This is a genomic window from Delftia sp. JD2, assembly GCF_001682645.1.
Classification (GTDB): domain Bacteria; phylum Pseudomonadota; class Gammaproteobacteria; order Burkholderiales; family Burkholderiaceae_C; genus Comamonas; species Comamonas acidovorans.
In genome coordinates this window covers 1-24,295 of record NZ_LFJT01000073.1, presented here as the reverse complement: position 1 = coordinate 24,295, position 24,295 = coordinate 1, and the positions used below count along the sequence as shown (strand labels likewise).

The window sequence follows — 24,295 nt, the reverse complement described above, 5'->3', positions numbered from 1 at the left end:
ATGGCCGTGGACGACACCGCCCCACGAGCCCAGCGCCCTGGCCCCATCGCACTCGCCGACCTGTTCGACGCTGCGCTGAAGGACCTCGCGCCCAAGTCCAGCTCTGGCGCTCCCGCGTCCCTGCCTGCTCCAACGCCCACGCCTCCTACGTCCGGCGACGCCTTCCTGTTCAGTGGCAATCGGCACGAGAGCGTGCCGCGGCGGCTGTTCCTCGACCGCCGCCTGACACCGCTGGAGCGCAACGCCTGGCAGGTGTTCCGATTGATGCTCAACGACGATGGCGTCACGGCATTTCCCACCTATGAGCAGTTGCGCCCCTGGCTGGCGTCGATGCCCTGCGCAGGCCAGGCCTCCCATGAGACCGTGGCGCGGGCGCTGACGCTGCTGCGCCTGACGCGCTGGCTGAGCCTCGTGCGACGACGGCGCGACCCCAAGACCGGTCGCATCCTCGGCAACCTCTACGTCCTGCACGACGAACCGCTGACGCCGTTCGAGGCGATGCAACTCGACGCCGACTACCTGGCCCTGGTCAGCCAGTCGCTGGGGCATTCGGCCAAGGCCGTCCAGGTGGTGGGACTCAACACCCTCCAGGAGATCGCGGACGACCCGATGCTGTCCGGACGCACCTTGCCGTCGCGGCTGCAAGTGCTCGCCGAGCGCCTGGCCGACCAGGGCATCACCGCCTCCGAAAGTTATCCACAGGAGGATGCGGTCCACGATTCCGAAGAAGGGCCCGCGAGCCTTCTTCGGAATGGCGATCGCCCATCTTCGGAATCCGAAGCAGGGCCGAAACCCGCGCCAGACGGCGCTCTTCGGAATCCGAAGCAGGACCGTACAGTACGTAGTAGTCGTATTGATGAAGTACGTACTACCGCGCAGGCGCGTGCGCTGGGCGACCTGCAATGGCCCAAGCGCTTCGCGGAACTGAAGGCGGAACAGCAGGCCGGAGCCAAGATGGCGTTGCAGCAGGTGGACGCTGCCCTGCGGCAGGCCGTGCTGGACGAATGGGCCGCACGGTGCGGCAAGCATGGCATCCGCAACCCCGCCGGTTATCTGTTCGGCATCATCCAGCGCGCCATGCGCGGCGAGTTCAATGCCTGGGCCAAGCAGACCGGCCCGGCACCGCCAACACCATCGGCGGCGCGAGCGCCACCAACCGAGCCGCCGCGCAACGTCGTGCCGCCCGAGGTGGCCCGGCAGCACATCGAGCGCCTGCGCGATCTGCTGCGCAAATCCTGAGCACAGGGCTTGTCAAAGCCGTGAAGTAGATCTCCATGGCGGTCGGCAGAAACGGTCCCCTGGGGACGGCTGTGCGGTGAAGCGCCGGGCGACGGCGCGACATGCTGCGCAAAACCTGAGTAGAGCGCATGCAAGACCATGAAGCAGACCTCCATGGCGCTCAACGGAACGGTCCCCTGGGGACGGCTGCGCGGCGAAGGATCGTGTCGAACGGCAGCGCGACGTGCGGTGCAGCACGCATACCGTCAACAACCGAGGACGGGAACGCCGATGTGAGTGCCCATCTGCGGAGCGGTCCCCAGGGGACCGTTGCGCGCTGCGCCGCCAGCGCGCACAGAACCGGGGGTCGGCTCATTTCGGTTTGTTGACTGACTGCCTTCCGCTGCATGCGGATGCTGGCGGCTCCCTGTCCACCAGCGAGCGATCACCATGGCAACCAGCAACGAACCATTGCAACTCAACCTCGGCTCCCTGCGCAGCGCGATGTCGCTGACGCTGCACACCCACCACGCCTCGCGCATCTGGCATGGCCGCGCCGCCGCCGAGGGGCGACCGGGCATCGTCGGCCTGAACGGCTACATCGCCGTCATGAACAAGATGAAGCGCGGCTCGGAGCAGGACGACCCATACAGCGACTGGTGGATGCTTCGCATCGAAGACAAGCTCGACCAGACCAGGACCACGCTGCAGACGCTGCGCGACCAGGTGGACCAGGCCCTGGCCGGCGTGCCCGCCGCGTTGACCCTGGGCGAGAACCTCAACGTGCAGCCCGTCAAGCTTCCGCTGTTCGTCAATGCGCAGTTGGGCTTTGCCGCCGTCTATCTCCTGGCCGACTACGACGACATCGCGCGCAAGCTGATCCTCGCCCACCACACCGCGCTGATCGATCGCTCGACGTTGGAGCGCTGGCTCAACGAAGGTGCCCACGCGCTGCGCAGCCTGTTCAGCCTGGCCCAGCAATACCGCTACTCGGGCTGCACCCGCGACGACTTCGCGGCCAAGAACGCCGCAGCTCGGGCAGCATTGGAGAAGTTCGGCGAACTGCCGCAGGACGTGCTCGAAGGCATGCGCCGCTCGAAGTTTGCGCCGCCCGTCGTGCGCCGTGGTCTGCAACAGCGTGGTGATAGCGCTGCCGCAGCCGCATCTCCCACCGACGAAGGCGCTGCCGCCGATTCGGCCGAGGCCAAGTCCACAGCCGCCGGCGAGGACGAACCGGCATGAGCGACCCGAACCGCGAACCGCGCTACTTCCGTCGTCTGGAACAGCCAGCCTTCATGCGGCTGGAACACGCGGCCTCTCTAAAAGGCCTTTTAAAGCCTTTTAAAGGTAAAGGGGACTTCGAGGCCTGGGCCAGCCAGTGCTTCGCCATGCGCGACGAGTTGATTGCCCTGGCGCAGCGACAGGTGCTGCCACAGGCGTGCGGGCATCCCTTCCACCTGCTTCCCGTCGAGCTGGCCCAGCAGACCACTGGCGCAGGCACGACCTTTCTTCGCTGGCGCAAGCACGATCGATCGGCCATGGGCGTGGCGTTGTGGCAGGAGCTGATGGCGAGCCCCAGCACGCCGGTCAACCTGCTGCACGACCTGCACGAGATCGAACTGCAGCGCGTCATGCTGAACATGCAGATCAGCCTGCTGCACACCCTGGGCAGGCAAGCACAGGAATGCGCCAGCAAGGCCGCGCAGGCGGACAACACCTACCTGCGCCGGCTCGCGTCCGTTCCTGCCGCAGTGCGCGATCGGTGATTGCGCCTGCCATCCGAGCACGCGCCCGAGCCCAACGAGGCACGGGTATTTCAACCACCACGGAGATTCCAACATGAGCACACAATTCATCGGCGAGGGCAACATCGGATCGCCTCCCGAGTACCGCGAATTCCCCAATGGCAACGACGATCCTCGCCGGTTGCTCCGGCTGAACGTGTACTTCGACAACCCCGTCCCCACCAAGGGCGGCGAGTTCGAGGACCGCGGCGGCTTCTGGGCGCCGGTGGAACTCTGGCACCACGACGCCGACCGCTGGCAGCAGCTCTACCAGAAGGGCATGCGGGTGCTGGTCGTCGGCCGCATGGAGCGCGACCCCTGGACGGACAACGAAGATCAGCCGCGTGAGACTTGGCAGGTCAACGCGCGCAGTGTCGGCATCCTGCCGTACCGCATCGAGTCTGTGGCCCTCAGCCCGAAGCCACAGGAGGCAGAGCCGAAGCCCCAGGCCACCCAGGAATCGACGGCGCCGAAAGAGACCAAGCGCAGGAAGTGATCGGGCATGGAGGGCGGCTGCCGCAGTGCTTCGCCGCCCTCCATGCGCTGCGAATTATCCCCAGGGGATAGCTCCACCAACGTCCACCGAGTTCCACGCGCGCTCCCGGAAATCGCGGCTCTCGGCCCGCACACTTCCGGCCACGCACCTTCCCCGCACTCGCCATTTCATCGGCGTGAAAGCGGTCGCTGCCGCATGCGGCTTGTTTGCTGCTGCCAGGGGCTGCGCTCGGCATCCTCGATCCCAGCAACTCCATGAACAACAGGAATCGGGATGGACGGATATGCGGCTGTTCTTGTGCGAGAAGCCCTCCCAGGGCAAAGACATTGGCCGGATTCTCGGCGCCACGCAGCGCGGTGAAGGCTGCCTCAACGGTTCCGGCGTCACGGTCACCTGGTGCATCGGCCATCTCGTGGAGGCGGCGCCGCCCGAGGCCTACGACGAGCAGCTCAAACGATGGTCCGTTGAGCAGTTGCCCATCATTCCCCAGCACTGGCGGGTCGAGGTCAAACCGAAGACCGCCACGCAATTCAAGGTCGTCAAGGCGCTCTTGGCGAAGGCGACTCACCTGGTTATCGCCACCGATGCCGACCGCGAGGGCGAATTGATCGCCCGCGAGATCGTGGAGCTTTGCGGCTACCGCGGCCCCATCGAACGCCTGTGGCTGTCGGCGCTCAACGATGCGTCCATTCGGGCGGCACTGGGCAAGCTGCGGCCTTCGGCCGAGACGCTTTCGATGTACCACTCGGCGCTGGCGCGCTCCCGTGCGGATTGGCTCGTGGGCATGAACCTGAGCCGGCTGTTCACGGTGCTGGGGCGACAGGCGGGTTACGACGGCGTGCTGTCGGTCGGCCGCGTACAGACCCCGACGCTCAAGCTCGTTGTGGACCGCGACCGCGAGATCGCGCGCTTCGTGTCCGTACCATACTGGGCCATCGCCGTGTCCCTGTTCGCAGGCGGTTCGACTTTCGCCGCGCAATGGGTTCCACCCGATGCGTGCACCGACGACGCAGGCCGCTGCCTGCGGCAGCCGGTCGCACAGCAGACCATGCAGCAGATCCGCGCTGCGGGCAGTGCCCACGTCGTGTCGGTGGAGACTGAGCGTGTCCGCGAAGGCCCGCCGCTGCCGTTCGACCTGGGCACCTTGCAGGAAGTGTGTTCCAAGCAGCTTGGGCTGGACGTGCAGGAAACCTTGGAGATTGCCCAAGCCCTGTACGAGACGCACAAGGCCACGACGTACCCCCGCTCGGACTCCGGCTACCTGCCCGAGAGCATGTTTGCCGAAGTGCCCACCGTTCTCGACAGCCTGCTCAAGACCGATCCCTCGCTGCGCTCGATCATGGGCCAGCTCGACCGCTCGCAGCGCTCGCGCGCCTGGAACGATGGCAAGGTCACGGCGCACCACGGCATCATCCCGACGCTCGAACCGGCGAAGCTCTCCGCCATGAGCGAGAAGGAACTGGCCGTGTACAGGCTCATCCGGTCGCATTACCTGGCGCAGTTCCTCCCTCACCACGAGTTCGACCGCACTGTGGCCAAGTTTTCGTGCGGGGGGCAGAACCTGGCGGCCACGGGCAAGCAGGTTGTCATCCCGGGTTGGCGCCAGGTGCTCGCCGAGCCGCAGGCCGAAGACGGTGATGGCGAGGGCGATACTGCGGTCCGCGCCCAGGTGCTGCCCGCGCTGCCGAAACTGTATGAGGGCCTGGCATGCCAGGTGGCCGACGTCGATCTCAAGGCACTCAAGACGCTGCCGCCCAAACCGTACACGCAAGGCGAGTTGGTCAAGTCCATGAAAGGCGTCGCCAAGCTGGTGTCCGATCCCCGCCTGAAGCAGAAGCTCAAGGATACGGTTGGCATCGGCACCGAAGCGACGCGGGCCAACATCATCGGCGGCCTGATCGCTCGCGGCTACCTCGTGAAGAAGGGGCGCGCCATCCGCGCCTCGGATGCGGCTTTCACTTTGATCGATGCCGTGCCTGCGGCGATTGCCGACCCTGGCACCACCGCCGTCTGGGAACAGGCGCTCGACATGATCGAGGCCGGACAGCTCACCCTGGACGTGTTCATCGGCAAGCAGGCCGCGTGGATTTCGCAGTTGATTGCGCAGTACGGCAGCGCCTCCCTGTCCATCAAGGTTCCCCAAGGGCCGGCATGCCCGCAGTGCGGCGCACCCACGCGCCAGCGCAGCGGCAAGAGCGGCCCGTTCTGGTCGTGCAGCCGCTACCCGGACTGCAAAGGCACGCTGCCAGTCGAATCCGGCAGCTCCAAGCGCGGCGCCTCGCGCCCGCGCCGTAGCGGCCGCAAAGGCTCCTGACCGCCCCCGTTCCCCGTGAGCCGTGCCCGCCTTCGGCGGCGTGGCCCCTGTCCCGCACTCCGCCGCATGCCCTGCGGGACGCCCAGCGCGCAACGCCTTCTTGATCCGTGTGCGCGTCCCGCCCAGCCGTCCCCGGCCGCGGGACCTGAAGGTAGCTTCTCTGCGAGCCGCACCACGCGCGTTCTGTTGATCTGCGTTTCTTCCGCCCTCTGCGAAGGGTCTCCCGGTGGCTTGCCAGGCTGCACGAGCCACCGGGAGACCCTTCGTGGTCAGCGGTAATCGGTGCCGGTGCCCGCCGGTGCAAAAACGGGCTCCCTTTGTGCGCGGATGTGCGCCAGACGATGCCGGCCCCAGCCACGACATGGGCCGGGTGTGATTGCTTGATGAGCAGACGGTTCTAGCGACGACCGGGCCTGCCAATCAGCCCACGGGTGGTTCCTCTTTTCTCCCGAGCCGAAGGCCGTTGGGCCTTCGGCGCCATTCTCCTGCCCATCAACGTCCCGGCCCGGCCATTGGCCTGGGCCACACGAACAGGAGAGACGACATGCACCCTCAACCTTGCGCACCGCTGCTGTACGGCAGACGGAGGTCGAGAACGGCATGCCCGCCTATCGCGCGGCCATCGCCAATGGTACGCTCGGCTGCAGCCGAGGCCGTAGCCCAAAGGCTGGACTACCTCTTTTGCAGAGGTAAACCTCGGGATGAACTGGGCGAAAACATGCCTTATGTGCCCGCCTTACGGCGAGCTGTTTCCGATGCTTCGCGCAGGATTTCCCGCCCCCCATTCGCTGCGATTGCGGCCACGATGACGCCCAGCACCAGATCCGGGATGTTCGACCCGAACCCCATCACCAGCACCCCGGACAGCACAATCGCACCATTGACGATGGAGTCGTTGCTGGTAAAGATCGCTGACGCCTTGAAGTTCACATCTTCCCCGCGATGGCGGCGCAGTAGTCTGAGGCACACTAGGTTCAAAGCCGCGTTCAGCGCGGCCATGGCCATCATGGCTGGGCCGACAGGCTCTTCCCCTCCAGCGAAGCGGCGTAGGACTTCCAACAGCAGCAGCGCGGCCAGGCCGATTAGCAAGAAACCCGACAAGCGGGCCGCGCCCACCTTGACCGTTGCCGCACGACCGACGGCATACAGGCTAACCGCATAGACCGACGCATCGGCGAGGTTGTCCAACCCGGCGCCCATCAGCGCCGTAGAGCCAGCCCAGATGCCAAGGGCAATGCCGGCGGCGGACTGCGTCAGGTTGATCAGCAACACAGTCAGAAGAATCTTTCGGTCCTTCGCATCGCTCGCATCTAGGCGGCCCAACTCGTCGTTTTCGTGATTTCTGTGGTTTTCAGCCATGCATTGTTCCTTCCAAATCGATGGATGCTGAAGCCTGTAGCGGCTGGAGAGTCAAGGCGCAGATGCAACGAACTTGCCACAGGGTCTTCCCGGACGCCCTTGACTCTACCGTAGCTAGAAGGTTTTCCAATCCAGTCAGAGCTTTAGGACAGAACAGATGAGCACCAATGCGCCCCCTTCATTGCGACTGTCATCCGGTATGGCTGCTATCCACTGATCCGTGGCGCCACTGCGGTTGTGCTCTTCGGCGAGCTCGCGACCGGCCGGCCGTCTTTTCCGACGGAGCTACTCACAGTGATCGTCGCGCTCGCTTGTGCCGCCTTGCTAGAGGGCGGGCGGCCTTTCCACTCCCCGTTGAGCCAGTAGCGGCGTTCCAAGCTGTGGTTGGCCGTCGGCGCATGGCTCGGCTTCTTGGTCGTGCATCTGGCCTTCCAGCACTCCAATCTGGGATACCGGGTCGGGCCGTTGGGATTGTTGATCGGGGTGGCTGAAGCCCATCGCTGGCATCACAAGCGTGAGCACGAAGACGCCCAAGTCAACTACGGCGATTTCTGGATGCCCGGGGGCCACTTGTTCAGCGCTTTCCGGTCGCAAAAGCACACGCTGGGCGCCAAAGAGTGACACTCAAGAAAGATGGACTTTCCAATGGACTACGGCCCGCAGCTTGTCTATCCCTTCCGGAGCCGGCCAGCAGCGGCAAACGCTTGCGCTGCTGGCTATACGATCTTGCCCACGTCGCATTCTTGCGCGAGTCGGGCCTTGCGGCTTCTTGCGAAGCGATCGCGAGTTGCGTGGCGTGCCCATGAGTCGGGCCGCGTCGTGGCGCACTGCTACCTTGGCCTGCACCTGCACCTGCGCAGCCACGCCGCGATGCTCGGTCTGGCCTGGAGAACCCGTAAGGTGGCGGAGATTGCGGCGCGCAGGTCGTCCGGCTCGCGCTGGCTCCTGTGGGCCACGCCCTCGGTCGCACGCCGTCTCAAAACGTCAGAACCGCGCGCTTTCGCATGATGGAGCGCGGCACGTGGCTCTCAGAACTGGACCCGATCACTTCCAGCACCGATGACACGCTCGAGCTTCAGGCGGGCTCGGCCAAGCTGTTGAGAATGCCGCACTCGCGCGAGGTTCGGGCGCTATCGCAGGAGCGTCGCAGATCCATTAACTCGCGCTCCAAGGCGCGCAATTCCTTCATCTTGGTCCGCACTTGCGCGATATGAGCGTCGACCAGCGCGTTCACCTCGCCGCAGCCCAACTCTGGCCGATCCCGTAAGTTCAGCAGTTGACGGATCTCATCCAGCGTCATGTCCTTCGCCCGGCAGCGGCGGATGAACAGCAAGCGCTGCAAATGGACTTCGTCATAGAGCCTGAAGTTGCCCTCGCTACGTGCAGGCTCGGGCAGCAAGCCTTCTGACTCGTAAAAGCGCACGGTCTGCACCAAGCAATCTGCCTTCTTGCCCAGTTCACCGATCCGCATCATGGTTGCTTCCTATAAAAAACTTGACTCTATATCTACTAGAGGTTTTCTAATGATGGCATCCGGGGAAAACCTTGTCAATGAAGAGCGATCTATGAACAAAGAACCTTCCAGCCCATGCGCCTACTCCGGCGGCAATGGCCAACAGACGGCGTGCGCCAGTGAGCAGGCCAGCACTGAAACCACCGTTTTCCACGTGAGCAACATGGATTGCCGCAATGAGGAAGCACTGGTGCGGCGAACGCTGGAGGGCATGCCCGGTGTCGAGCGGCTCCTGTTCGATCTTCCGCAGCGTTTGTTGACCATTTCGCACCGCGAAGTCTCGGCCGATGCCTTGGAGCAAGCGCTGAATTCGGTGGGCATGGAGGCTCAGGCTGTCCGAGACGCCGCCGTGTCGACCACCTACCGCATCGAGAACATGGACTGCCCGAGCGAGGAGAAACTCATCCGCTCGCACCTCGGGGCAGTCGAGGGAATTCAGGACCTCGACTTCGACCTCGCTGAGCGCACCCTGTCGGTGAAACACCTCGCTCAGGCACGCGCGCAGATGGAGCAGGTCCTGGCCTCGATCGGCATGCGCGCCAAGGAGCAGACCTTCGGCCACACGGGGCCGATCGAAGCCGCGGCTGTGATCCCATCCTCGGCCCTGCAGCAGCAACCAACCGCTGCCGTTTCCGCGCCGCCGATCGGCGAGCGGGTGACGTACCGGATCGAGAACATGGATTGCCCGACGGAAGAAGCGCTGATCCGCGACCGGCTGGGCAAGCTGCCGGGTGTGACCGCGCTCGACTTCAATCTGATGCAGCGTGTGCTGGGAGTCCAGCACACGCTGGCGACCTCAGCGCCGATCGAGAAGGCGCTTGCTTCCATTGGAATGCAGGCTGCGCGGCAGGACATGCAGACAGCCACCACGGTACTTCGCATCGCGAAGATGGACTGTCCGACCGAGGAAAGTCTGATCCGCGGCAAGCTGCAAGGCATGCCGGGCGTGCAGGGAATGGATTTCAACCTGATGCAGCGCACGCTCACGGTTCGGCACACACCCGACGCGATCGAGCCGGCAGTCGAAGCCATCGAATCGCTGGGCATGGAAGCCGAGGTCCAGAGGACTGATGAGCCGCGCGATGCCCCGGTGGCCGCGCACAAGACCAATTGGTGGCCGATGGCGGTTTCGGGCGTTGCGGCGGTGGCCGCCGAAGGCGTGTACTGGGTCAACGACGGCAATCATTGGGCCGTGATCGTGCTGGCACTGGTTTCGATCTTCACCGGCGGCCTCAGCACCTACAAGAAGGGCTGGATCGCGCTGAAGAACCTCAACCTGAACATGAACGCCCTGATGGCCATCGCGGTCACCGGCGGCATGGCGATCGGCCACTGGCCGGAGGCCGCCATGGTCATGTTCCTGTTCGCGTTGGCGGAAGTGATCGAGGCGAAGTCGCTGGACCGCGCCCGCAACGCCATTCGGGGGCTGATGGACTTGGCGCCCGAGACCGCGACCGTGCGGCAGGCCGATGGCTCATGGACAGAGCTGCCGGCCAAGGAGGTCGCAAAGGGCGCGGTGGTCCGCGTGCGTCCTGGCGAGCGCATCGCACTGGACGGCCTGATCACCTCGGGTCGATCGGCCATCAACCAGGCGCCCATCACCGGCGAGAGCCTGCCCGTCGAGAAGGCCGAAGGTGACCAGGTCTTCGCCGGAACCATCAATGAGACCGGCTCTTTCGAATACAAGGTGACCGCAGGCGCCAGCGACTCGACGCTCGCGCGCATCATCCATGCCGTGGAGTCCGCGCAGGGCAGCCGTGCGCCCACGCAGCGCTTCGTCGACCAGTTCGCCCGCGTCTACACGCCGGCGGTGTTCGCGGTGTCCGTGCTGGTTGCCGTCGTGCCGCCGCTCGCCTTCGGCGGCGCATGGTTTGACTGGGTCTACAAGGCCCTGGTACTGCTGGTGATCGCCTGCCCCTGCGCTCTGGTCATCTCCACGCCGGTCACCATCGTCAGCGGCTTGGCCGCTGCCGCCCGACGCGGCATCCTGATCAAGGGTGGCGTCTACCTGGAGGGCGGGCGCAAGCTCAAGGCGTTGGCCCTGGACAAGACCGGCACACTCACACATGGCAAGCCCGAGCAGACCGACTTCGTGCCGCTGATCGGCGAGGCGCAGGAAGTTGCCGCCTGGGCCGCAAGCCTCGCGGCACGCTCGGACCATCCTGTGTCTCAGGCCATCGCCCGCAAGGCGAACCGTGACGGCATCGCGCTGCACGAGGTCGACGACTTCGCGGCGCTGCCTGGCCGCGGCGTGCGCGGCCGCGTCGCCGGGCGCATGTTGCACATGGGCAACCACAGGCTCGCCCAGGAGCTGGGCCTGAGCGAAGCGACGCTCCAGGCTCGGCTGGAGACCCTGGAGCGCCAAGGCAAGACAGCGATCCTGCTGATGGACGATGCGACCGTGCTCGGCATTTTTGCAGTGGCCGACACCGTGAAGGAAACCAGCCGTGAGGCGGTGGCCGACCTGCAGGCGCTGGGTGTGCGCACGCTGATGCTGACGGGGGACAACCAGCACACGGCCGCGGCCATCGCTGCCCAGGTCGGAATCTCTGAAGCCCGTGGTGACCAACTGCCCGAAGACAAGCTCAAGACCATCGAAAGCCTGGTCGGCGGCGAGGGCCAGGTGGGCATGGTGGGCGACGGCATCAACGATTCGCCCGCGCTCGCCCGTGCCGACATCGGCTTCGCCATGGGCGCGGCCGGCACCGACACCGCGATCGAAACAGCCGACGTCGCCCTGATGGACGACGACCTGCGCAAGATCCCCGCCTTCATCCGGCTGTCGCGTAGCACTGCGGCGATCCTCACGCAGAACATCGTTCTGGCCCTTGGCATCAAGGCGGTGTTCCTTGCGTTGACGTTCACAGGGCATGCCACCATGTGGATGGCTGTGTTCGCTGACATGGGGGCAAGTCTTTTGGTTGTCGTCAATGGGCTGCGCCTCCTGAAGTTCAAGGCGGCATGAACAATGGATGAACCATCTCTTCGCAAGACGCAGTGGTACTCACTCGCGATCGTTATATTCGCCGGCGATCAGGCAGCTAAGAGCTACATTGACGCGACAACTCCCTTGGGTTGGTCGCACGAGGTGGCGTCATTCTTCAACCTAGTTCACGCTCTCAATCCCGGCGCGGCGTTCAGCTTCCTTGCTGGCGCGGGCGGCTGGCAGCGGTGGTTTTTTCTGGCGATCGCGTTCGCAATATCGGCATGGCTCGCATGGCTGCTCTCCCGGCCGCTGCGCAAAACGGAAGGCCTTTCGTACAGCCTCATTCTGGGCGGCGCATTGGGCAACGCGTTCGACCGCGCCACGCGCGGGCACGTTATCGACTACATCGACTTTCACCTGCACGGCTGGCACTGGCCCGCCTTCAACATCGCTGACATGGCCATCGTGGGCGGGGCGATCGCGCTGGTGGCCCAGTCGTTCATGAGCGTGGAGAACCCGGCCGCCACAAAGGAGTCCCAGTGACATTGGGACGATCCGGAAATTCGCAATGCACACGGTGCAGGACACCAATCTGAAGAGAACGGCCCCCAGCATGAGCGGCCGCGGCTTGGCCCTCATGCTAGCGCCCACCGCCGCTTTTGCTGCAACGCCCTGTTGCGATGGCGGCGATTGCTGCAACGACGTCGCAATGCCTTGCTGTGAATAAACAGCACGCAAGCCAGTTGACCTGGCAATTATGAAAGTCCATCACGGCGATGCTGGCCTTTTTCGTTCCAATGAGCCGTCACGGAGAGGTGATGATGAAGCTATGCCGGGATCCTGCAAGCTTTAGGACGGTCTTCTTTACCGCATAGCGATATGCTGATGTCACCCGTTCGCCTCGCCTGGCAAGTACAAGTAGTTCGTCGCGGTTTTCTGGCCGTGTCCGCCCGCTTCGCTGGCCCTTTTGCCCCAAACAAGCGCAATCATGCCTGCGTTACCACCAAAGTTCGCCCCCGCCAGTTGCTGTTCCTAAAGGGCATCAAGCTCAACGCCATCGCCGACCGGCCAGCGTATTTCGCATCGCTGCGTGCCCGTCGGGGCCAGCCCATCGTCATCCTCGCAGAGCTGGGACCGGACGAGGCATTCGCCCTGTGGAAGCAGCATGTACTGGGCGACAGGCCTCGCTGACCCAGTTTCGCCTCATCCTCCTGACAGCCCCGCACTTATTGCGGGGCTTTCTTTTTTCCGCGTTCGCCAATCGGGGCTGTTGCAAATGCCGATTTCCGGCTGACGCGGCTCGCCTCGCGCATGAAGCTGCCCGCATGTGTCGCTGATTCGTCAGCACCATGCCAGCAGCCAGAGTTTCCAGGCTGCCGCGGATTCTTTCCGCGCTACCCGCCAGTCCGCCATCGCATCGAGTCTGCGGACGCGCGTCACCCGTGACGCCGATGCTTTTTTCTCAACCGCGTGCGGGAGCTGCCATCCCGTGAGGGACGAGGCCCCGCTTTTTCCAAGGAGCCCGTCCATGTCCCAGCAAGCCTCTTTCGGCCAGTTGGCCTTGATCCATTGCGGCAAGTTCCTGCCGCTCGAAATCCTGCATAGCGCCGCCGGCCACTACATCGGCACGCGCGATACAGAAGGTCCCGTTTCGCGGGAATCCTGCCAGTACTTCCGCAGCTATGCCGCGGCTCAACGTGCCCTCGAAAGAGGCGGCTGGTCCCAGCTCGCCACACCCTGATCCAACTGGAGGAACCACGTCATGAACCAGCTTTTGCCCCAGGAAGTCGTCGATCAGATCATGCGGGAAGAGCAGCATTTCGCCGCCGCGCCCCAAGCCTTCTTCGAGGTCTGGAAGCGCGGCGTCGAGATCGCAGGCCCGCAATGGTTTGGCGACGGCACGCGCGAAGGCCTGAACCAGGCAAAGAGCAAGTGGGATCTGCGTCCCGACATGCTGCGTGCCAACGACGCACTCGGCGTCCTGAGCAGCGGGGAACGCATGTTCCTGTCCGCCATGTTCAGCTTCTACAACGCGCGCGAGGGCGGTGCCATGCTCAAGCGCTGCCACTTCCAAGGACTGTCGGACTTCGATGGTCTCGATCTGCAACGCCGCAAGGTCATCGCCGATCTGTTGGTGAACTACAGCGGTTGGTGAGCCGGTCTGCGGCATACCACCGTCTTTTTGTTCACTGCCCATGAGGGACATGCGTCCACGCGGCCATGTCCCTCGATTTTTCTTCCGTCAGCCTGCGCCGATTGGCCCAAAGCCCTCGATCAGTGCCGCCTGACGCTTTTTCCACTTTCAACCCACCGGGGTTCAATTCCCGGTGGCGGGAATTGGCTCCATTATTCAATCTGGAGAAATTCCATGACCCAGAATCCCAATCCCTTTGTACGCGGCTACTGGAATCTGAGAGTCGTCCGAACGCTGTGCATCTGCTACGGGGACGGAAGCCCGCATGTCTGGCGATCCATCCACACGAGCCAAGCGCATCTTTCCGACAACGACCTGATCTCATCGCCTTGCATCGTCACCAGCGACTTCGCGTTGATCAAAAGCGGCACTGACGCCATCAGCGACGAGCTGATTGCTGAATGTGATGCTGTTGAAGGCATCAACGGCGAAGGCGTGGTGGGCGCCGTGGTCTATGCCATCCATGGCGACGACCTCGACGGCCGCCCGGTCCATGTCGGTGATACCTATTCGGCCGAAGCCGCGCGAGACGTGGTGCAGCGGTTGAGTTTCGAGACCGGCTATTACAGCCGGTGCTGGGAAGTCAGCAGCGCGCACATCTGCCAGGAAACCGGCCAGTACCTCGCCAACCTGGCAGACCTCGCCACGCCGGAGGCTTTTCTGTTCATCGCCTTTCGGGTTCCGTACAGCCCGGCGATTGGCGTCAAGCTGATCTCCACGCCCTGGACAGACAAGAACCTGGAATATGCCGAGGGCATCAGTGCTGAGCAGCTTCGACAGGAGCACCGCGACAAGGGCATGCCTGACGACCTGGCGAACATCCTTGAACTGGCCGGCCAGGCAGATGTGCGCATCCTCATCCTCGATGCCGACGCACCCGCGCTACTGGGCTTGCCACTGGCCGAGACCTAGCAGACACGCGACGCGCAAGCCTTCCCCTTTATCCCCCATATGCCAGCCCGCCTCCCACCAGGAGCCGGGCTGGTTCAATTCCATAGGAGCAATCTCATGTTCCCCGATCTCATCTTGCCCACGCCCGACTTCGAGAATCAGCTTGGAGCCTGCGTCAACGCCATGAGCCAGGACGACGCCATCGGCCAGATCCTGGTGTTCGAGCGCATGAGCGGTACGCTGCACATGCGCCATATCGACAGCGCCGATCTGGTGGACACCGACATTGACGACTACGAAATGGTCGTATTCGACGGTGGCAACACAAGCGGCGACACGTGGAAGCACGTGTTCTTCCCGCGTCAGCGAGAACACTACTTCGTGTACGAAGCCTGACCCCCAAGCCCCTTTCGAGGGGCTTTTTCTCGCCCGCAGCGCTGGAAAGCGGGTGCGATGGGGTGCCGTTTCCTGCAAGCGGGCCGCTTACTCCCGGGCCATTCTTGCCCCATGTTCGTCGGCGTTGCCGACACATGCCCAGGCAGCCAAGACCTTCAAGGCTGCAAGCACGGGAAGCCGTGCTGGTCGATGTTTTCCACGGACGTACCGCGTCCATCCACACCACCCACAAGGGACCTCTCCCTTGCGGGCGGGGAATCCCTTGTTTCTTCCTCAAGGAGATTCCCATGGACCGTTCCCTCATCAAATCCATGATGCCTTCGCTAGTCGCAGGCCACGTGCCCCGCAACGTGCGGTCGTTCAAGTACCGCGTGTTCGACGATCAGCCGCAATCTTCGACATTGGGCTTCGCCGTCGACCCCCAGCCCTTCGACGGGAAGGTAGTCGCCATCACCGACGATGCCATCGTCGTCAAGCTCAAGCCGAGCGAGTTCGCTGTGCTCGATTCCAAGCTGGTGACCACCGTCCCCGACGAAGGCGCCAAGGTGCATGTCCAACCCTACGCACGGCGCCGTTTCGATGGGCTGCGGGCGGACACGCCGGAAGAGCGCACCGAGATGACGTCCGACGGCATTCCCTACACCGTCAAGACGCACATCCTCGGCTCCGCGCCGGCCAAGCTGCCCATTCCCGAGCCGCAGTGCATGGAGCTGGGTCAGCTCATCCAGCAGTTGGAGGAAATGCCGGCGCCCGATGGCTTCCGGCGCATCACCCACATGCTGGTCGATGCGGGTGCCCGGGATTTCACCTGGGTCGATCCGACGCCGTCCAAGATCATCGAGACGCCTCCGGCGATCAGCTTCACGGTCTCGACCGCGAAGTTCGAGGGCCGGGTGACGGTGCTGTACGACCGAGGCGGCGACACCTACGTGGTGGAGCTGCATCGCGACGGCGAATTGGTCGATCGGCATGACGAGGTGTATTTCGACATGCTCGGCGAAGTGCTGGAGCGACTCATCGACGACGGACGTTGGCGCCTGATCGATGTGAGCGTGATCGACGCCAAGGCTACCCGGCAGCGCCAGGCGGTGCCGGCATGACGCCGGAAACTGAATCCTGCCGGTTCTACGGCTGACCCGTGGGTCCCGCCACGAAGTTTCGCCCATGGGCCATGTGCCCACAGGCCCTCCATCCATGCGGATGGAGGGCCTTTTCTCTATTCCACATAGGAGATTTCAACCATGTCACTGCGATTCAAAGGCTCCGACCTGCGCCCCGTGCTGACCGAGGCCATCGCCAGCCAATGCCGCGTCATCCTGGTCAAGGACCAGGGCGTGTACTTCCTCGCCGAGCAGGGAGAGCGCCGCCCGGATGGGCGTGTGAAGCTGCTGGCCTATGCCGTCGGCTGCAACCCGGATACCGACCCGTTCGACGACTGGTGGGAACTGGCGCGCGCCGAACTGGGCGGCGACGACTTCGGGGAGTACTTCGACCCGAAGGACGGCGTATTCACGCGCATCCTGCACACCGAAGACGACCTGATGCTGTCGGCCACCGCCACACATCTGTCGCTGGAGGTGGTGCCTCCCGCATAGCGCGGCAACCGCCACTCGACTCTCGCAGCCCCCCACACCGGGGGCTTTCTTTTGCGCTGAGCCGGGCTGCGTGGACAAAGGGAAACGCGCGGATGCCAATTGATTGCTGTCGCGCGCGCGAGGCCCGGCCATGCTGACCCCATGCCTGCTGACGCTGTCAGCGACATGCCAGGCAACCATCGGTCTTCGAGGTTGCGGCGCAGTTTCCACTGCGTGACCGAGCCAGCTCGCACCGCATCCATCCGCGAGCGGCCACCAGTCCCTGGTGGCGGATGCTTTCGCCTTATCAACCCACCGCGGGGTTACGCACCTTTCCCCGCATGCGTGGGCTCGGTGTGTCTCCGCTTTTCCCTATGGAGATTCACCATGAACACCACTTCCAACGAGAAATCGTATTTCGACCTCCACACCTCGGGCATCGGCTACCTCCAGCGTGTCCGTGAGGTGCCCGTCAGGGGCGGCCGCCGTGCGCAGCCCTTCCTGGCCTGCACCATCGCCGCGCTGGTCGGCCCCGCCAGGGACCCGAGCTACCGCTACTTCGACGTCAAGGTCTCGGGTGCCGAGGCCAAGAAGCTCGTTCAGCGCTACATCGGCGTTGACGATTCCAAGCAGCGACCGCTGGTGCGCTTTCGCCTCGGCGACCTCTGGGGCGATGCCTACATCCGCGACAAGGGCGAACAGAAAGGCCAGGCCGCCGCATCCCTCAAGGCGCGACTGCTCAAGGCCGAGCTGATCGAGCGGGCCGAACTGGCTTCGATCGAGCAGCACGAGTTGATCACCCGTGGCATCGGCTACCTCAACCGTCCGAAGGACGTCACCCCCAAGGATGGTGACCCGTTCCTGTCGTGCTCCATCGCCGCGCTGGCCGGACCTGTCGATGAACCGGAATATCGGTACTTCGACACGATCGTCGCCACCCCTGAAGCCGAGCATCTGGTTCGCCGATGCGTGCAGGCCATCGAGGGGGATCGCAAGGTGCTGATCGCCTTTCGTCTGAACGACATGAAGATCGATCCGTACATCCGCACCAAGGGCGAGCACGCTGGGGAACCGGCCGCAAGCCTGGAATCGACGCTGGTCCACATCGGTCTGATCAAGATCGACGGCACCCAGGTCTATCCGACGAGCCAGGCGCATGCCGAGGCAGCGCCAGCGGAGGACGCACCCGCGTCCGAAGCCGCCAACGCCATCGACACTGCCGCCGACGCCGTTTCCTACCAATCTGCCGAGCCCGCCGAGCGCGAGCCCGAATGTGCAGTCGAGGAGCAGGAGCCGGCATTGGCTGCTTCGTTCTGATCCGGCACGGCCCCTCACGGGGCCTTGCCTTTTTCCTATTCGTCCAAGGAGAACCATCATGGCAGCCACATCGGCACCTACGAGATCAGCCCTACCCATCGTCGTCCCGGGCCAGCTCACGTTGCGGACCATCCGGGGCAAGAACGGCCCGTTCACGGTTGGGCGCCTTTCTACCCCCATCGGCGAGTTCGCGGTTAAAGACGCGGAGTTGGAGCAGTACCCCGAAGGAAAGTACGACGGGGATTTCGTCATTCGCTACATCTTCGCGAAGTCCTATCCGGTCGCGGGCGGCGCGCGGTTTGAAGTGCGCGCAAACCTCGACGGCATGACGCTCAACGGCATCGACAAACTGAGTCGTGATGAGGCCCGCAGCTTCGCCACCCAGGAAGTCGATCCACTCGATGAAGAGCTGGGGACGCAGCCTGCGGAAACGCCGGCCAAGCCCGCCAAGGCCTCCAGACCCGCCAAGCCCGCACCCGTGCAGGCCTCGGCGGACCCGCTGGTCGATACCACGCCCTTCGGTGTGGATGCACCGACGCCCGCTGCGGCGGCTGCCCCTGGCAGCACCGAAGAGGGCGACGTTGCTTTGTTCGGCTTGCTCTGGCCGCTGGGCGATTCCGTGAAATTGGATTCGACCATCGACCGCCGCGCCCTGCGCGCGCAGATCGCCCGCCTGGGCGATCTGGGCTACGCGCTGGACTTCAAAACGCAGGAGTGGAGCCGCCAGGCCGAACTGCAACCTGCGTGATCGCAGACACCGCATGCGCGGTGTTCTTCATCCACCCGCCGGGGCTCTTTCCCTATGCGGGGAGGCCCCCGGCTTTCTTCTGGAGGTCTCCATCATGTCCACCATCGATTGCGATACACCCCGTTCTTCGCTGGGTGAACCCGCGTGGCGAGCTGTTTGCAAGACAGCCGCCGAGCACGCCCAGCGTGGTTGTGGCCTGTCCTGGGACCACTGGGTCACGCTTTTCAGTTCGGAGATCGACGCGCAAGCCAGTCGATTGCCGGAAGAGCAACGCGCACAGGCGCTGCAGATCGCACAGGAATGGGGCTACGCCACACCGGCCGAAAGGCAGGAAACCCAGGACTGGAACGCCGAAAACGGCTACTGCTCGCACGGAATCGAACTGGGTTATTGCCCGTCCGGTTGCGATTCGGACTATTGAGGTCCGGCACACGTCATCGCCGCTTGCGCGGCTTTTCTCCACCCCTTGGGGCAGCACCTGCCTCAGGGGCGGTGCTGTTTCCGATTCACCGAGGACATCACCATGAGTCGGCACTACTTCGACACCGTTCACAAGGGCTTTCCCATCACCGTCGTACTGGGCTGGGACCGGCCGGCAAATTACTTCTTCCTATTCATCGAAAAGCCGGCCGAGCTGATCGACGATACCGCGAAGGTCGAGAGCGACGACTTCTTGTACAGCAACCTGCACGAGAGCGACCCGTTCAACCACTACCTGGACTACTACCGAGTGGTCCTGCGCCATTTCCACATCGACGTGCCCGAAAGCATGTTCACCGAAGTCCAACAGGACTGCGAGGGCAACATTGGCAACCGTGTAGTCAAGCATCAGGCCGACGGCTCGTTCACCGAACAGACGTTCTGAACGCCCAAGCGGATCGAACACCTTATCCGCATTCCTTCATCCCTAACGGGGCATTCGCTGCCCCTGCGGGCGGTGCTGCCCCTCATTTCATCGAGGACACCACCATGCACGCACACACTTCATCCACCACGCTGTTCCACATCGACGAATGCCCGGACGTTATGGCCGACGCTTGCGTCGGCGATGACCAGGGCAACCTGATCTTCCTGTCCATCTGGGCGCGCGACACCGCCGTCCAGCAGTTCCTTGCCCGCCTGACCCTCGGGCGCGACGAGCAGGGACTGGACCAGTTCCACATCATCACCGACGAGGGCGGCAGCGTCCCGGTGTTCATCGGCAACGTCGATCGTCTGGAGAAGCGCATCACGCGCGCTTACCGACGCACGCTGTTCGGTTCGCTGTCCAACGTGTGGCTGTTCGACCGGCGCTGCGTCAAGCCCGATAGGGCCAACGCCAGCGCATTGGCACTGCTGCCACGCGACAGCGCCCACCGGCTCGACCGCTTGTGGACGTTGGTGCGGGATACCTGCCCGTTACCGCTACTCGACCACTGGCGCGAGACCGTGCTGGAACTGCTGCAAAGCCGCGAGATGCTGGCCCGCCTTCCGTTCGCCCTCGGGCCGCTGGAAGGCCATCGGCTCGCCATCGACGTGCCGGCGCTGAGCTTGGCGCTGGGCTCCCTGATCCGCAGTGACGCGCTCACCGCCTATCCCTATCCGGCCAAGATTTGGACGCCGGAAGCGGTAGCGGCTTGACCCACCCTCGGAGGCACGCCTTGGCGTGCTTCCGTCATTCATCCCCGCCAACCAGGAGACTTCCATGGCTCTCATGTTCCCGCGGCTCGCCCGCAATTTCGCCAAAAATGGGTACTACCCGACCGACGAACCCACGCTCGAAAGAGCCCTCAACGCACTGATGCCCAGCGACGGGCCGATGTGCATCCTCGATCCCTGCGCCGGTGAAGGCGTGGCAATCGCCGAAGCCTCTCATGCCCTCGGGCGCGAACAGGCCAAGGCGTTCGCCGTCGAATTCGACGCCGAGCGGGCGCGCCATGCCCGCGGCCTGGTCGATCACTGCCTGCACGCGGACCTGATGGACACGATGATCTCCAAGCAGTCCTTCGGACTACTGTGGCTGAATCCACCGTATGGCGACCTGTCCAAGGACGTCAACGGCAACATCGGCTATCAGGGCCAGGGCCGTGCCCGCCTCGAAAAGCTGTTCTATCAGCGTTCGCTGTCGCTGTTGCAATACGGCGGCGTGCTGGTCTTCATCGTCCCCGGCTACGTGCTCGACGCGGAGCTGGTCGGCTGGTTGACGCGCCACTACACCGATCTGCGTATCTACCGAGCGGTGGAAACGCAGTTCAAGCAGGTGGTGATCTTCGGCCGCCGGGTCCGTCAGCGGGAGCTGGCACCCGATGGCGTCAAGGCCGTGCGCAATCTGCTGCTGCAGGTTGGGCTTGGCGAAGTCGAAGCCGAGGAACTGCCGAGCGAATGGCCGTTCCTGCCGTACATCGTCCCCGCCAGTCCGGCCGAGCCGGAGCATTTCTTCCGCGTGACGATGGAGCCCGAACAGTTCGCCGACGAGGTTGGCCGGCTGCAAGGCCTTTGGCCGTCGCTGGACACGCACTTGGGGACCGCGCAGCAGTCGCTGCGTCCACCGGCGCGGGCCTTGTCCCACTGGCATCTCGCCCTGGCTCTGGCCGCGGGCGCGATCTCCGGCGTCGTGCGCTCCCAGACGGGGCGCGTGCTCGTCGTCAAAGGTGACACCCACAAGGACAAGACGCTCCAGCGGGAATTCACCGAACGCGAAGACGGCTCCATCGCCGAGACACGCATCCTCACCGACAAGTTCGTGCCTGTCATCCGCGCGTGGGACATGACGCCTGGCTCCCCGACACGGGGCGAGGTGTTGACCATTCGCTGATCCACCGGACGCGCTGCCGTCCTGCTGTACCAACTCGAAGGAGAAACACCATGATCCCCAATCCGTTCAAGCGGCCTGCGCCGCACAAGCAACCGTTGTTCACACCGAGTACGTTGAAGTTGAGCGAGAAGGTGCATTGGCTGGCCCGGCGAGGCCTGATTGACCCCTTGGCCTATGTCCAGCGCCATGGGCGCGGGGACTGGGGCGAGATCGATGAGGCCACCCGCCAAGCGAACGACGTGGCGATCCAACAGGACAACCTGATGATTTCGCAGTTCAGGATCACGCCGGACCTGGCGCTGATCGTCAAGACCAGCGAAGACCACCAGACCACGGTGGTCCAGCTTCCCGAAGAGCGGGACCTGATCTGAGGCCCCACATCGTCATCTTCATCCACCTGACGGAGCCACTTCACTCCGGCAGGGGTGTCGTGGCCCAATGAACCATCAAGGAGGAGCCCATGGCATCGCATCGTATCGAAACCTACTGCCACAGGCTGACGTTCCCCATTGGGGCGCTCATCTTCAGCAGAGGTATCAACCGCCTGTTCAACGCGGGTCGCCTGGACCCGATTCCGTACTTCAGACGGCACGCCCGCGGCGACTGGGGCGACGTCACCGCCCAGCAATGGGGGAGGCCAACAGCTCTGCGCTTCAATCAGGCGCGCCGCTGGAATCGCACTACGTGATCCACCCGGGACTCGCCATTCGCATCATCACCGATACGGGGCGCAGCATCACCGCCATCGTGCTGCCGTCCGAGGACTGAGCACGGTTCACCCGCGGGCCACCCAGGCCAGCATCTTCAACCACCTTCGGCCACGCGCCGATTCTCCTCCCACCACGGGGCATGCCATTGCCCCGCTGGGGGTGGTGCATGCCCCATTTTTCTTTGGAGCATCACCATGTCCCTCGATCTCGAAACCACTGCCGCTGAAGCCACGCCCGTGCAGGGCGAACTGCTGGACGCGGAATCCAACCCTCTGACCCTGAGCCTTCAGGATTTCGTCGGCGAGTTCGGCGACGAACTGCTCGACGCCCTCAACAGCGCCAACCCGCCGGTCTATACCGGCCAACCGCAGGCGCACCGGCAACTCGTCGTCGCCAGCCTCAAGCGCAAGCTGTTCCCAGCACAGGCCGAAGTCGTCCACGCCGCCGCCGAGCTGCTGATCGACCGTGGCGAACGCGCCGCGATCGTCAATGGCGAGATGGGCTGCGGTAAGACGACCGTCGGCATCGCCGCGGCCGCCGTGCTCAACGCCGAAGGCTACCGCCGCACTCTGGTCCTGTCGCCACCGCACCTGGTTTACAAGTGGCGGCGGGAGATCCAGGAGACGGTGGCCGGCGCCAAGGTATGGGTGCTCAATGGGCCGGATACGCTCGTCAAACTCATCAAGCTGCGTGAGCAGTTGGGTGTGCAGCCCACGGGCCAGGAGTTCTTCGTCCTGGGGCGCGTCAGGATGCGGATGGGTTTCCACTGGAAGCCTGTCTTCACCACGCGACGCACCCGCCACGGCGACGTGGCGGCTTGCCCGGACTGCGGCACGGTTATCACCGACCTCGACGGCGAGCCGGTCAACCCGGTCGCTCTCCAAGCCGATGAGTACCGCAGGAAGTGCAGCCATTGCGCCGCGCCCCTGTGGACGCTGATCCGCCCGCGCAGCCTGTCCGGCAGCGATCAATCCTCGGCCGTGCTCAAAGCCTTGAAGCGCATTCCGACGATCGGGGAAGTCACCGCGCAGAAGCTGATGCAGAAGTTCGGGGACGGGTTCCTGGCATCGATGCTCGGCGACAACATCCACGAGTTCATCAACTTGATGGACGGCAACGGCGAGCTGGTGTTTTCTGACCGTCAGGCCACGCGCATGGAACGTGCGATGGCCAACATGGAGTTCGGCTTCGGCGAGGGCGGCTACCAACCGTCCGAGTTCATCAAGAGGTACCTGCCGCAAGGCACGTTCGACCTGCTGATCGCCGACGAGGCCCATGAGTACAAGAACGGCGGCAGTGCCCAAGGCCAGGCCATGGGCGTGCTGGCGGCGAAGGCTCGCAAGACCTTGCTGCTGACTGGCACGCTGATGGGCGGCTATGGGGACGACCTGTTCTATCTGCTGTTCCGAGCCCTGCCTGGGCGGATGATCGAAGACGGCTACCGCCCGACCACGAGCGGCAGCATGACCTCGGCTGCGATGGCGTTCATGCGCGATCACGGGGTCTTGAAGGACATCTACTCCGAGAGCACCGGCACGGCGCACAAGACGGCCAAGGGCACCAAGGTATCGGTGCGCACGGTCAAGGCCCCGGGCTTCGGCCCCAAGGGCGTCTTGCGCTGCATCCTGCCGTTCACGATCTTCCTCAAGCTCAAGGACATCGGCGGCAACGTCCTGCCGCCTTATGACGAGGAGTTCCGTGAAGTCGCGATGGACACGGCACAAGCCGCGGCCTACCGCGATCTGGCGGGTCGGCTGACCGCCGAGCTGAAACAGGCTCTGGCGCGACGCGATACGACCTTGCTGGGCGTGGTTCTCAACGTGCTGCTGGCCTGGCCGGATTGCTGCTTCCGGTCGGAGACCGTGGTGCATCCGCGCACGCGCAACACCTTGGCGTTCGTCCCGGCTCAGTTCAACGAGTTCGAGGTGACACCGAAAGAGCGCGAGCTGATCGACATCTGCAAAGAGGAGAAGGCACAGGGTCGCAAGGTCCTGGCCTACACGGTCTATACCGGCACGCTGCTGGAGGACATCGCGGCGGGCAAGAGCTACGCCGACGTCT

The 24,295-nt window shown here is 64.1% G+C and carries 25 protein-coding genes and 2 pseudogenes; 25 read left to right on the top strand and 2 right to left on the bottom strand.

From position 1 onward, the window contains the following. The 5 genes from ACM14_RS26620 to ACM14_RS26600 all read left to right on the top strand — a co-directional run bounded on the left by ACM14_RS26620 (position 1) and on the right by ACM14_RS26600 (position 5,812). On the top strand, positions 1–1,239 hold the full coding sequence (locus ACM14_RS26620; RefSeq protein ID WP_006226008.1) for an STY4528 family pathogenicity island replication protein: 1,239 nt from the start codon (positions 1–3) through the stop codon (positions 1,237–1,239). A gap of 429 nt (positions 1,240–1,668) precedes the next feature. Beyond that, positions 1,669–2,460, top strand: coding sequence for a PFL_4669 family integrating conjugative element protein (locus tag ACM14_RS26615; protein WP_003098981.1), 792 nt, complete (start codon positions 1,669–1,671; stop codon positions 2,458–2,460). Then, positions 2,457–2,984 carry a DUF3158 family protein gene (locus ACM14_RS26610; protein ID WP_003098978.1) on the top strand — a complete coding sequence of 176 codons (528 nt, stop codon included), beginning with the start codon at positions 2,457–2,459 and terminating at the stop codon, positions 2,982–2,984. Before ACM14_RS26615 ends, ACM14_RS26610 begins: the two co-directional genes overlap by 4 nt. Positions 2,985–3,057: 73 nt before the next feature. Continuing rightward, on the top strand, positions 3,058–3,498 hold the full coding sequence (locus tag ACM14_RS26605) for a single-stranded DNA-binding protein (protein WP_003098976.1): 441 nt from the start codon (positions 3,058–3,060) through the stop codon (positions 3,496–3,498). A gap of 283 nt (positions 3,499–3,781) precedes the next feature. After that, positions 3,782–5,812 carry a DNA topoisomerase III gene (locus ACM14_RS26600; RefSeq protein WP_003116834.1) on the top strand — a complete coding sequence of 677 codons (2,031 nt, stop codon included), beginning with the start codon at positions 3,782–3,784 and terminating at the stop codon, positions 5,810–5,812. A gap of 723 nt (positions 5,813–6,535) precedes the next feature. Here the strand turns inward: ACM14_RS26600 and ACM14_RS26595 are convergent. Continuing rightward, entirely contained in the window at positions 6,536–7,171 is a 636-nt protein-coding gene (locus ACM14_RS26595) for a cation transporter (RefSeq protein ID WP_003098972.1), read from the bottom strand. 384 nt (positions 7,172–7,555) lie between these two features. Here ACM14_RS26595 and ACM14_RS32570 point away from each other — a divergent pair, with 384 nt between their 5' ends. Both ACM14_RS32570 and ACM14_RS32565 read left to right on the top strand, forming a co-directional pair. Beyond that, entirely contained in the window at positions 7,556–7,792 is a 237-nt protein-coding gene (locus ACM14_RS32570; RefSeq protein ID WP_003098970.1) for a hypothetical protein, read from the top strand. A gap of 12 nt (positions 7,793–7,804) precedes the next feature. Next, entirely contained in the window at positions 7,805–8,179 is a 375-nt protein-coding gene (locus ACM14_RS32565) for a DUF3703 domain-containing protein (RefSeq protein WP_055312603.1), read from the top strand. Between the two features lie 67 nt (positions 8,180–8,246). Here ACM14_RS32565 and cadR read toward each other — a convergent pair whose 3' ends face one another. After that, positions 8,247–8,645, bottom strand: a complete 399-nt coding sequence (gene cadR, locus ACM14_RS26585) for a Cd(II)/Pb(II)-responsive transcriptional regulator (RefSeq protein WP_003098965.1) — start codon at positions 8,643–8,645, stop codon at positions 8,247–8,249. A 91-nt stretch (positions 8,646–8,736) separates the two neighbouring features. Here cadR and ACM14_RS26580 point away from each other — a divergent pair, with 91 nt between their 5' ends. From ACM14_RS26580 to ACM14_RS26495, 18 genes and pseudogenes are all read left to right on the top strand, one after another. After that, a complete protein-coding gene (locus tag ACM14_RS26580; RefSeq protein ID WP_175403315.1) occupies positions 8,737–11,649 on the top strand; it encodes a heavy metal translocating P-type ATPase in 2,913 nt (970 codons plus the stop codon). A gap of 3 nt (positions 11,650–11,652) precedes the next feature. Beyond that, positions 11,653–12,153, top strand: coding sequence for a signal peptidase II (lspA, locus tag ACM14_RS26575; RefSeq protein WP_003098955.1), 501 nt, complete (start codon positions 11,653–11,655; stop codon positions 12,151–12,153). A 465-nt stretch (positions 12,154–12,618) separates the two neighbouring features. After that, positions 12,619–12,801: pseudogene (locus tag ACM14_RS32765) on the top strand (hypothetical protein); the annotation flags it as partial. Positions 12,802–13,138: 337 nt separating this feature from the next. Further along, positions 13,139–13,351 carry a hypothetical protein gene (locus ACM14_RS26565; RefSeq protein WP_003116833.1) on the top strand — a complete coding sequence of 71 codons (213 nt, stop codon included), beginning with the start codon at positions 13,139–13,141 and terminating at the stop codon, positions 13,349–13,351. Positions 13,352–13,372: 21 nt separating this feature from the next. Next, positions 13,373–13,765 (top strand): hypothetical protein, encoded by a 393-nt coding sequence (locus ACM14_RS26560; protein ID WP_003098949.1) that lies wholly within the window; start codon positions 13,373–13,375, stop codon positions 13,763–13,765. A 213-nt stretch (positions 13,766–13,978) separates the two neighbouring features. Next, complete coding sequence (locus tag ACM14_RS26555) at positions 13,979–14,716, top strand: hypothetical protein (protein ID WP_003098947.1); 738 nt, start codon at positions 13,979–13,981, stop codon at positions 14,714–14,716. 96 nt (positions 14,717–14,812) lie between these two features. Beyond that, entirely contained in the window at positions 14,813–15,091 is a 279-nt protein-coding gene (locus ACM14_RS26550) for a hypothetical protein (protein ID WP_003108989.1), read from the top strand. Between the two features lie 287 nt (positions 15,092–15,378). Next, on the top strand, positions 15,379–16,191 hold the full coding sequence (locus tag ACM14_RS26545; RefSeq protein WP_006226009.1) for a hypothetical protein: 813 nt from the start codon (positions 15,379–15,381) through the stop codon (positions 16,189–16,191). Positions 16,192–16,332: 141 nt separating this feature from the next. Further along, entirely contained in the window at positions 16,333–16,686 is a 354-nt protein-coding gene (locus ACM14_RS26540) for a DUF3085 domain-containing protein (RefSeq protein WP_006226010.1), read from the top strand. 366 nt (positions 16,687–17,052) lie between these two features. Continuing rightward, complete coding sequence (locus tag ACM14_RS26535; RefSeq protein ID WP_006226011.1) at positions 17,053–17,982, top strand: DUF3577 domain-containing protein; 930 nt, start codon at positions 17,053–17,055, stop codon at positions 17,980–17,982. A 58-nt stretch (positions 17,983–18,040) separates the two neighbouring features. Continuing rightward, on the top strand, positions 18,041–18,730 hold the full coding sequence (locus ACM14_RS26530; protein WP_006226012.1) for a DUF3275 family protein: 690 nt from the start codon (positions 18,041–18,043) through the stop codon (positions 18,728–18,730). 94 nt (positions 18,731–18,824) lie between these two features. Next, positions 18,825–19,151 carry a hypothetical protein gene (locus ACM14_RS26525; RefSeq protein ID WP_006226013.1) on the top strand — a complete coding sequence of 109 codons (327 nt, stop codon included), beginning with the start codon at positions 18,825–18,827 and terminating at the stop codon, positions 19,149–19,151. Between the two features lie 102 nt (positions 19,152–19,253). After that, the gene (locus ACM14_RS26520; protein WP_016852814.1) at positions 19,254–19,595 is read left to right on the top strand and encodes a hypothetical protein; all 342 of its coding nucleotides are present in this window, start codon (positions 19,254–19,256) and stop codon (positions 19,593–19,595) included. Positions 19,596–19,699: 104 nt separating this feature from the next. Beyond that, entirely contained in the window at positions 19,700–20,350 is a 651-nt protein-coding gene (locus ACM14_RS26515; protein ID WP_006226015.1) for a hypothetical protein, read from the top strand. A gap of 40 nt (positions 20,351–20,390) precedes the next feature. Continuing rightward, positions 20,391–21,524, top strand: a complete 1,134-nt coding sequence (locus ACM14_RS26510; protein WP_254919932.1) for a DUF6094 domain-containing protein — start codon at positions 20,391–20,393, stop codon at positions 21,522–21,524. A gap of 50 nt (positions 21,525–21,574) precedes the next feature. Further along, entirely contained in the window at positions 21,575–21,895 is a 321-nt protein-coding gene (locus tag ACM14_RS26505) for a methyltransferase (protein WP_065347830.1), read from the top strand. A gap of 89 nt (positions 21,896–21,984) precedes the next feature. Then, positions 21,985–22,292: pseudogene (locus tag ACM14_RS26500) on the top strand (hypothetical protein). A gap of 136 nt (positions 22,293–22,428) precedes the next feature. After that, a partial coding sequence (locus ACM14_RS26495; protein ID WP_065347829.1) for a DEAD/DEAH box helicase family protein occupies positions 22,429–24,295 on the top strand: 1,867 nt, incomplete at its 3' end.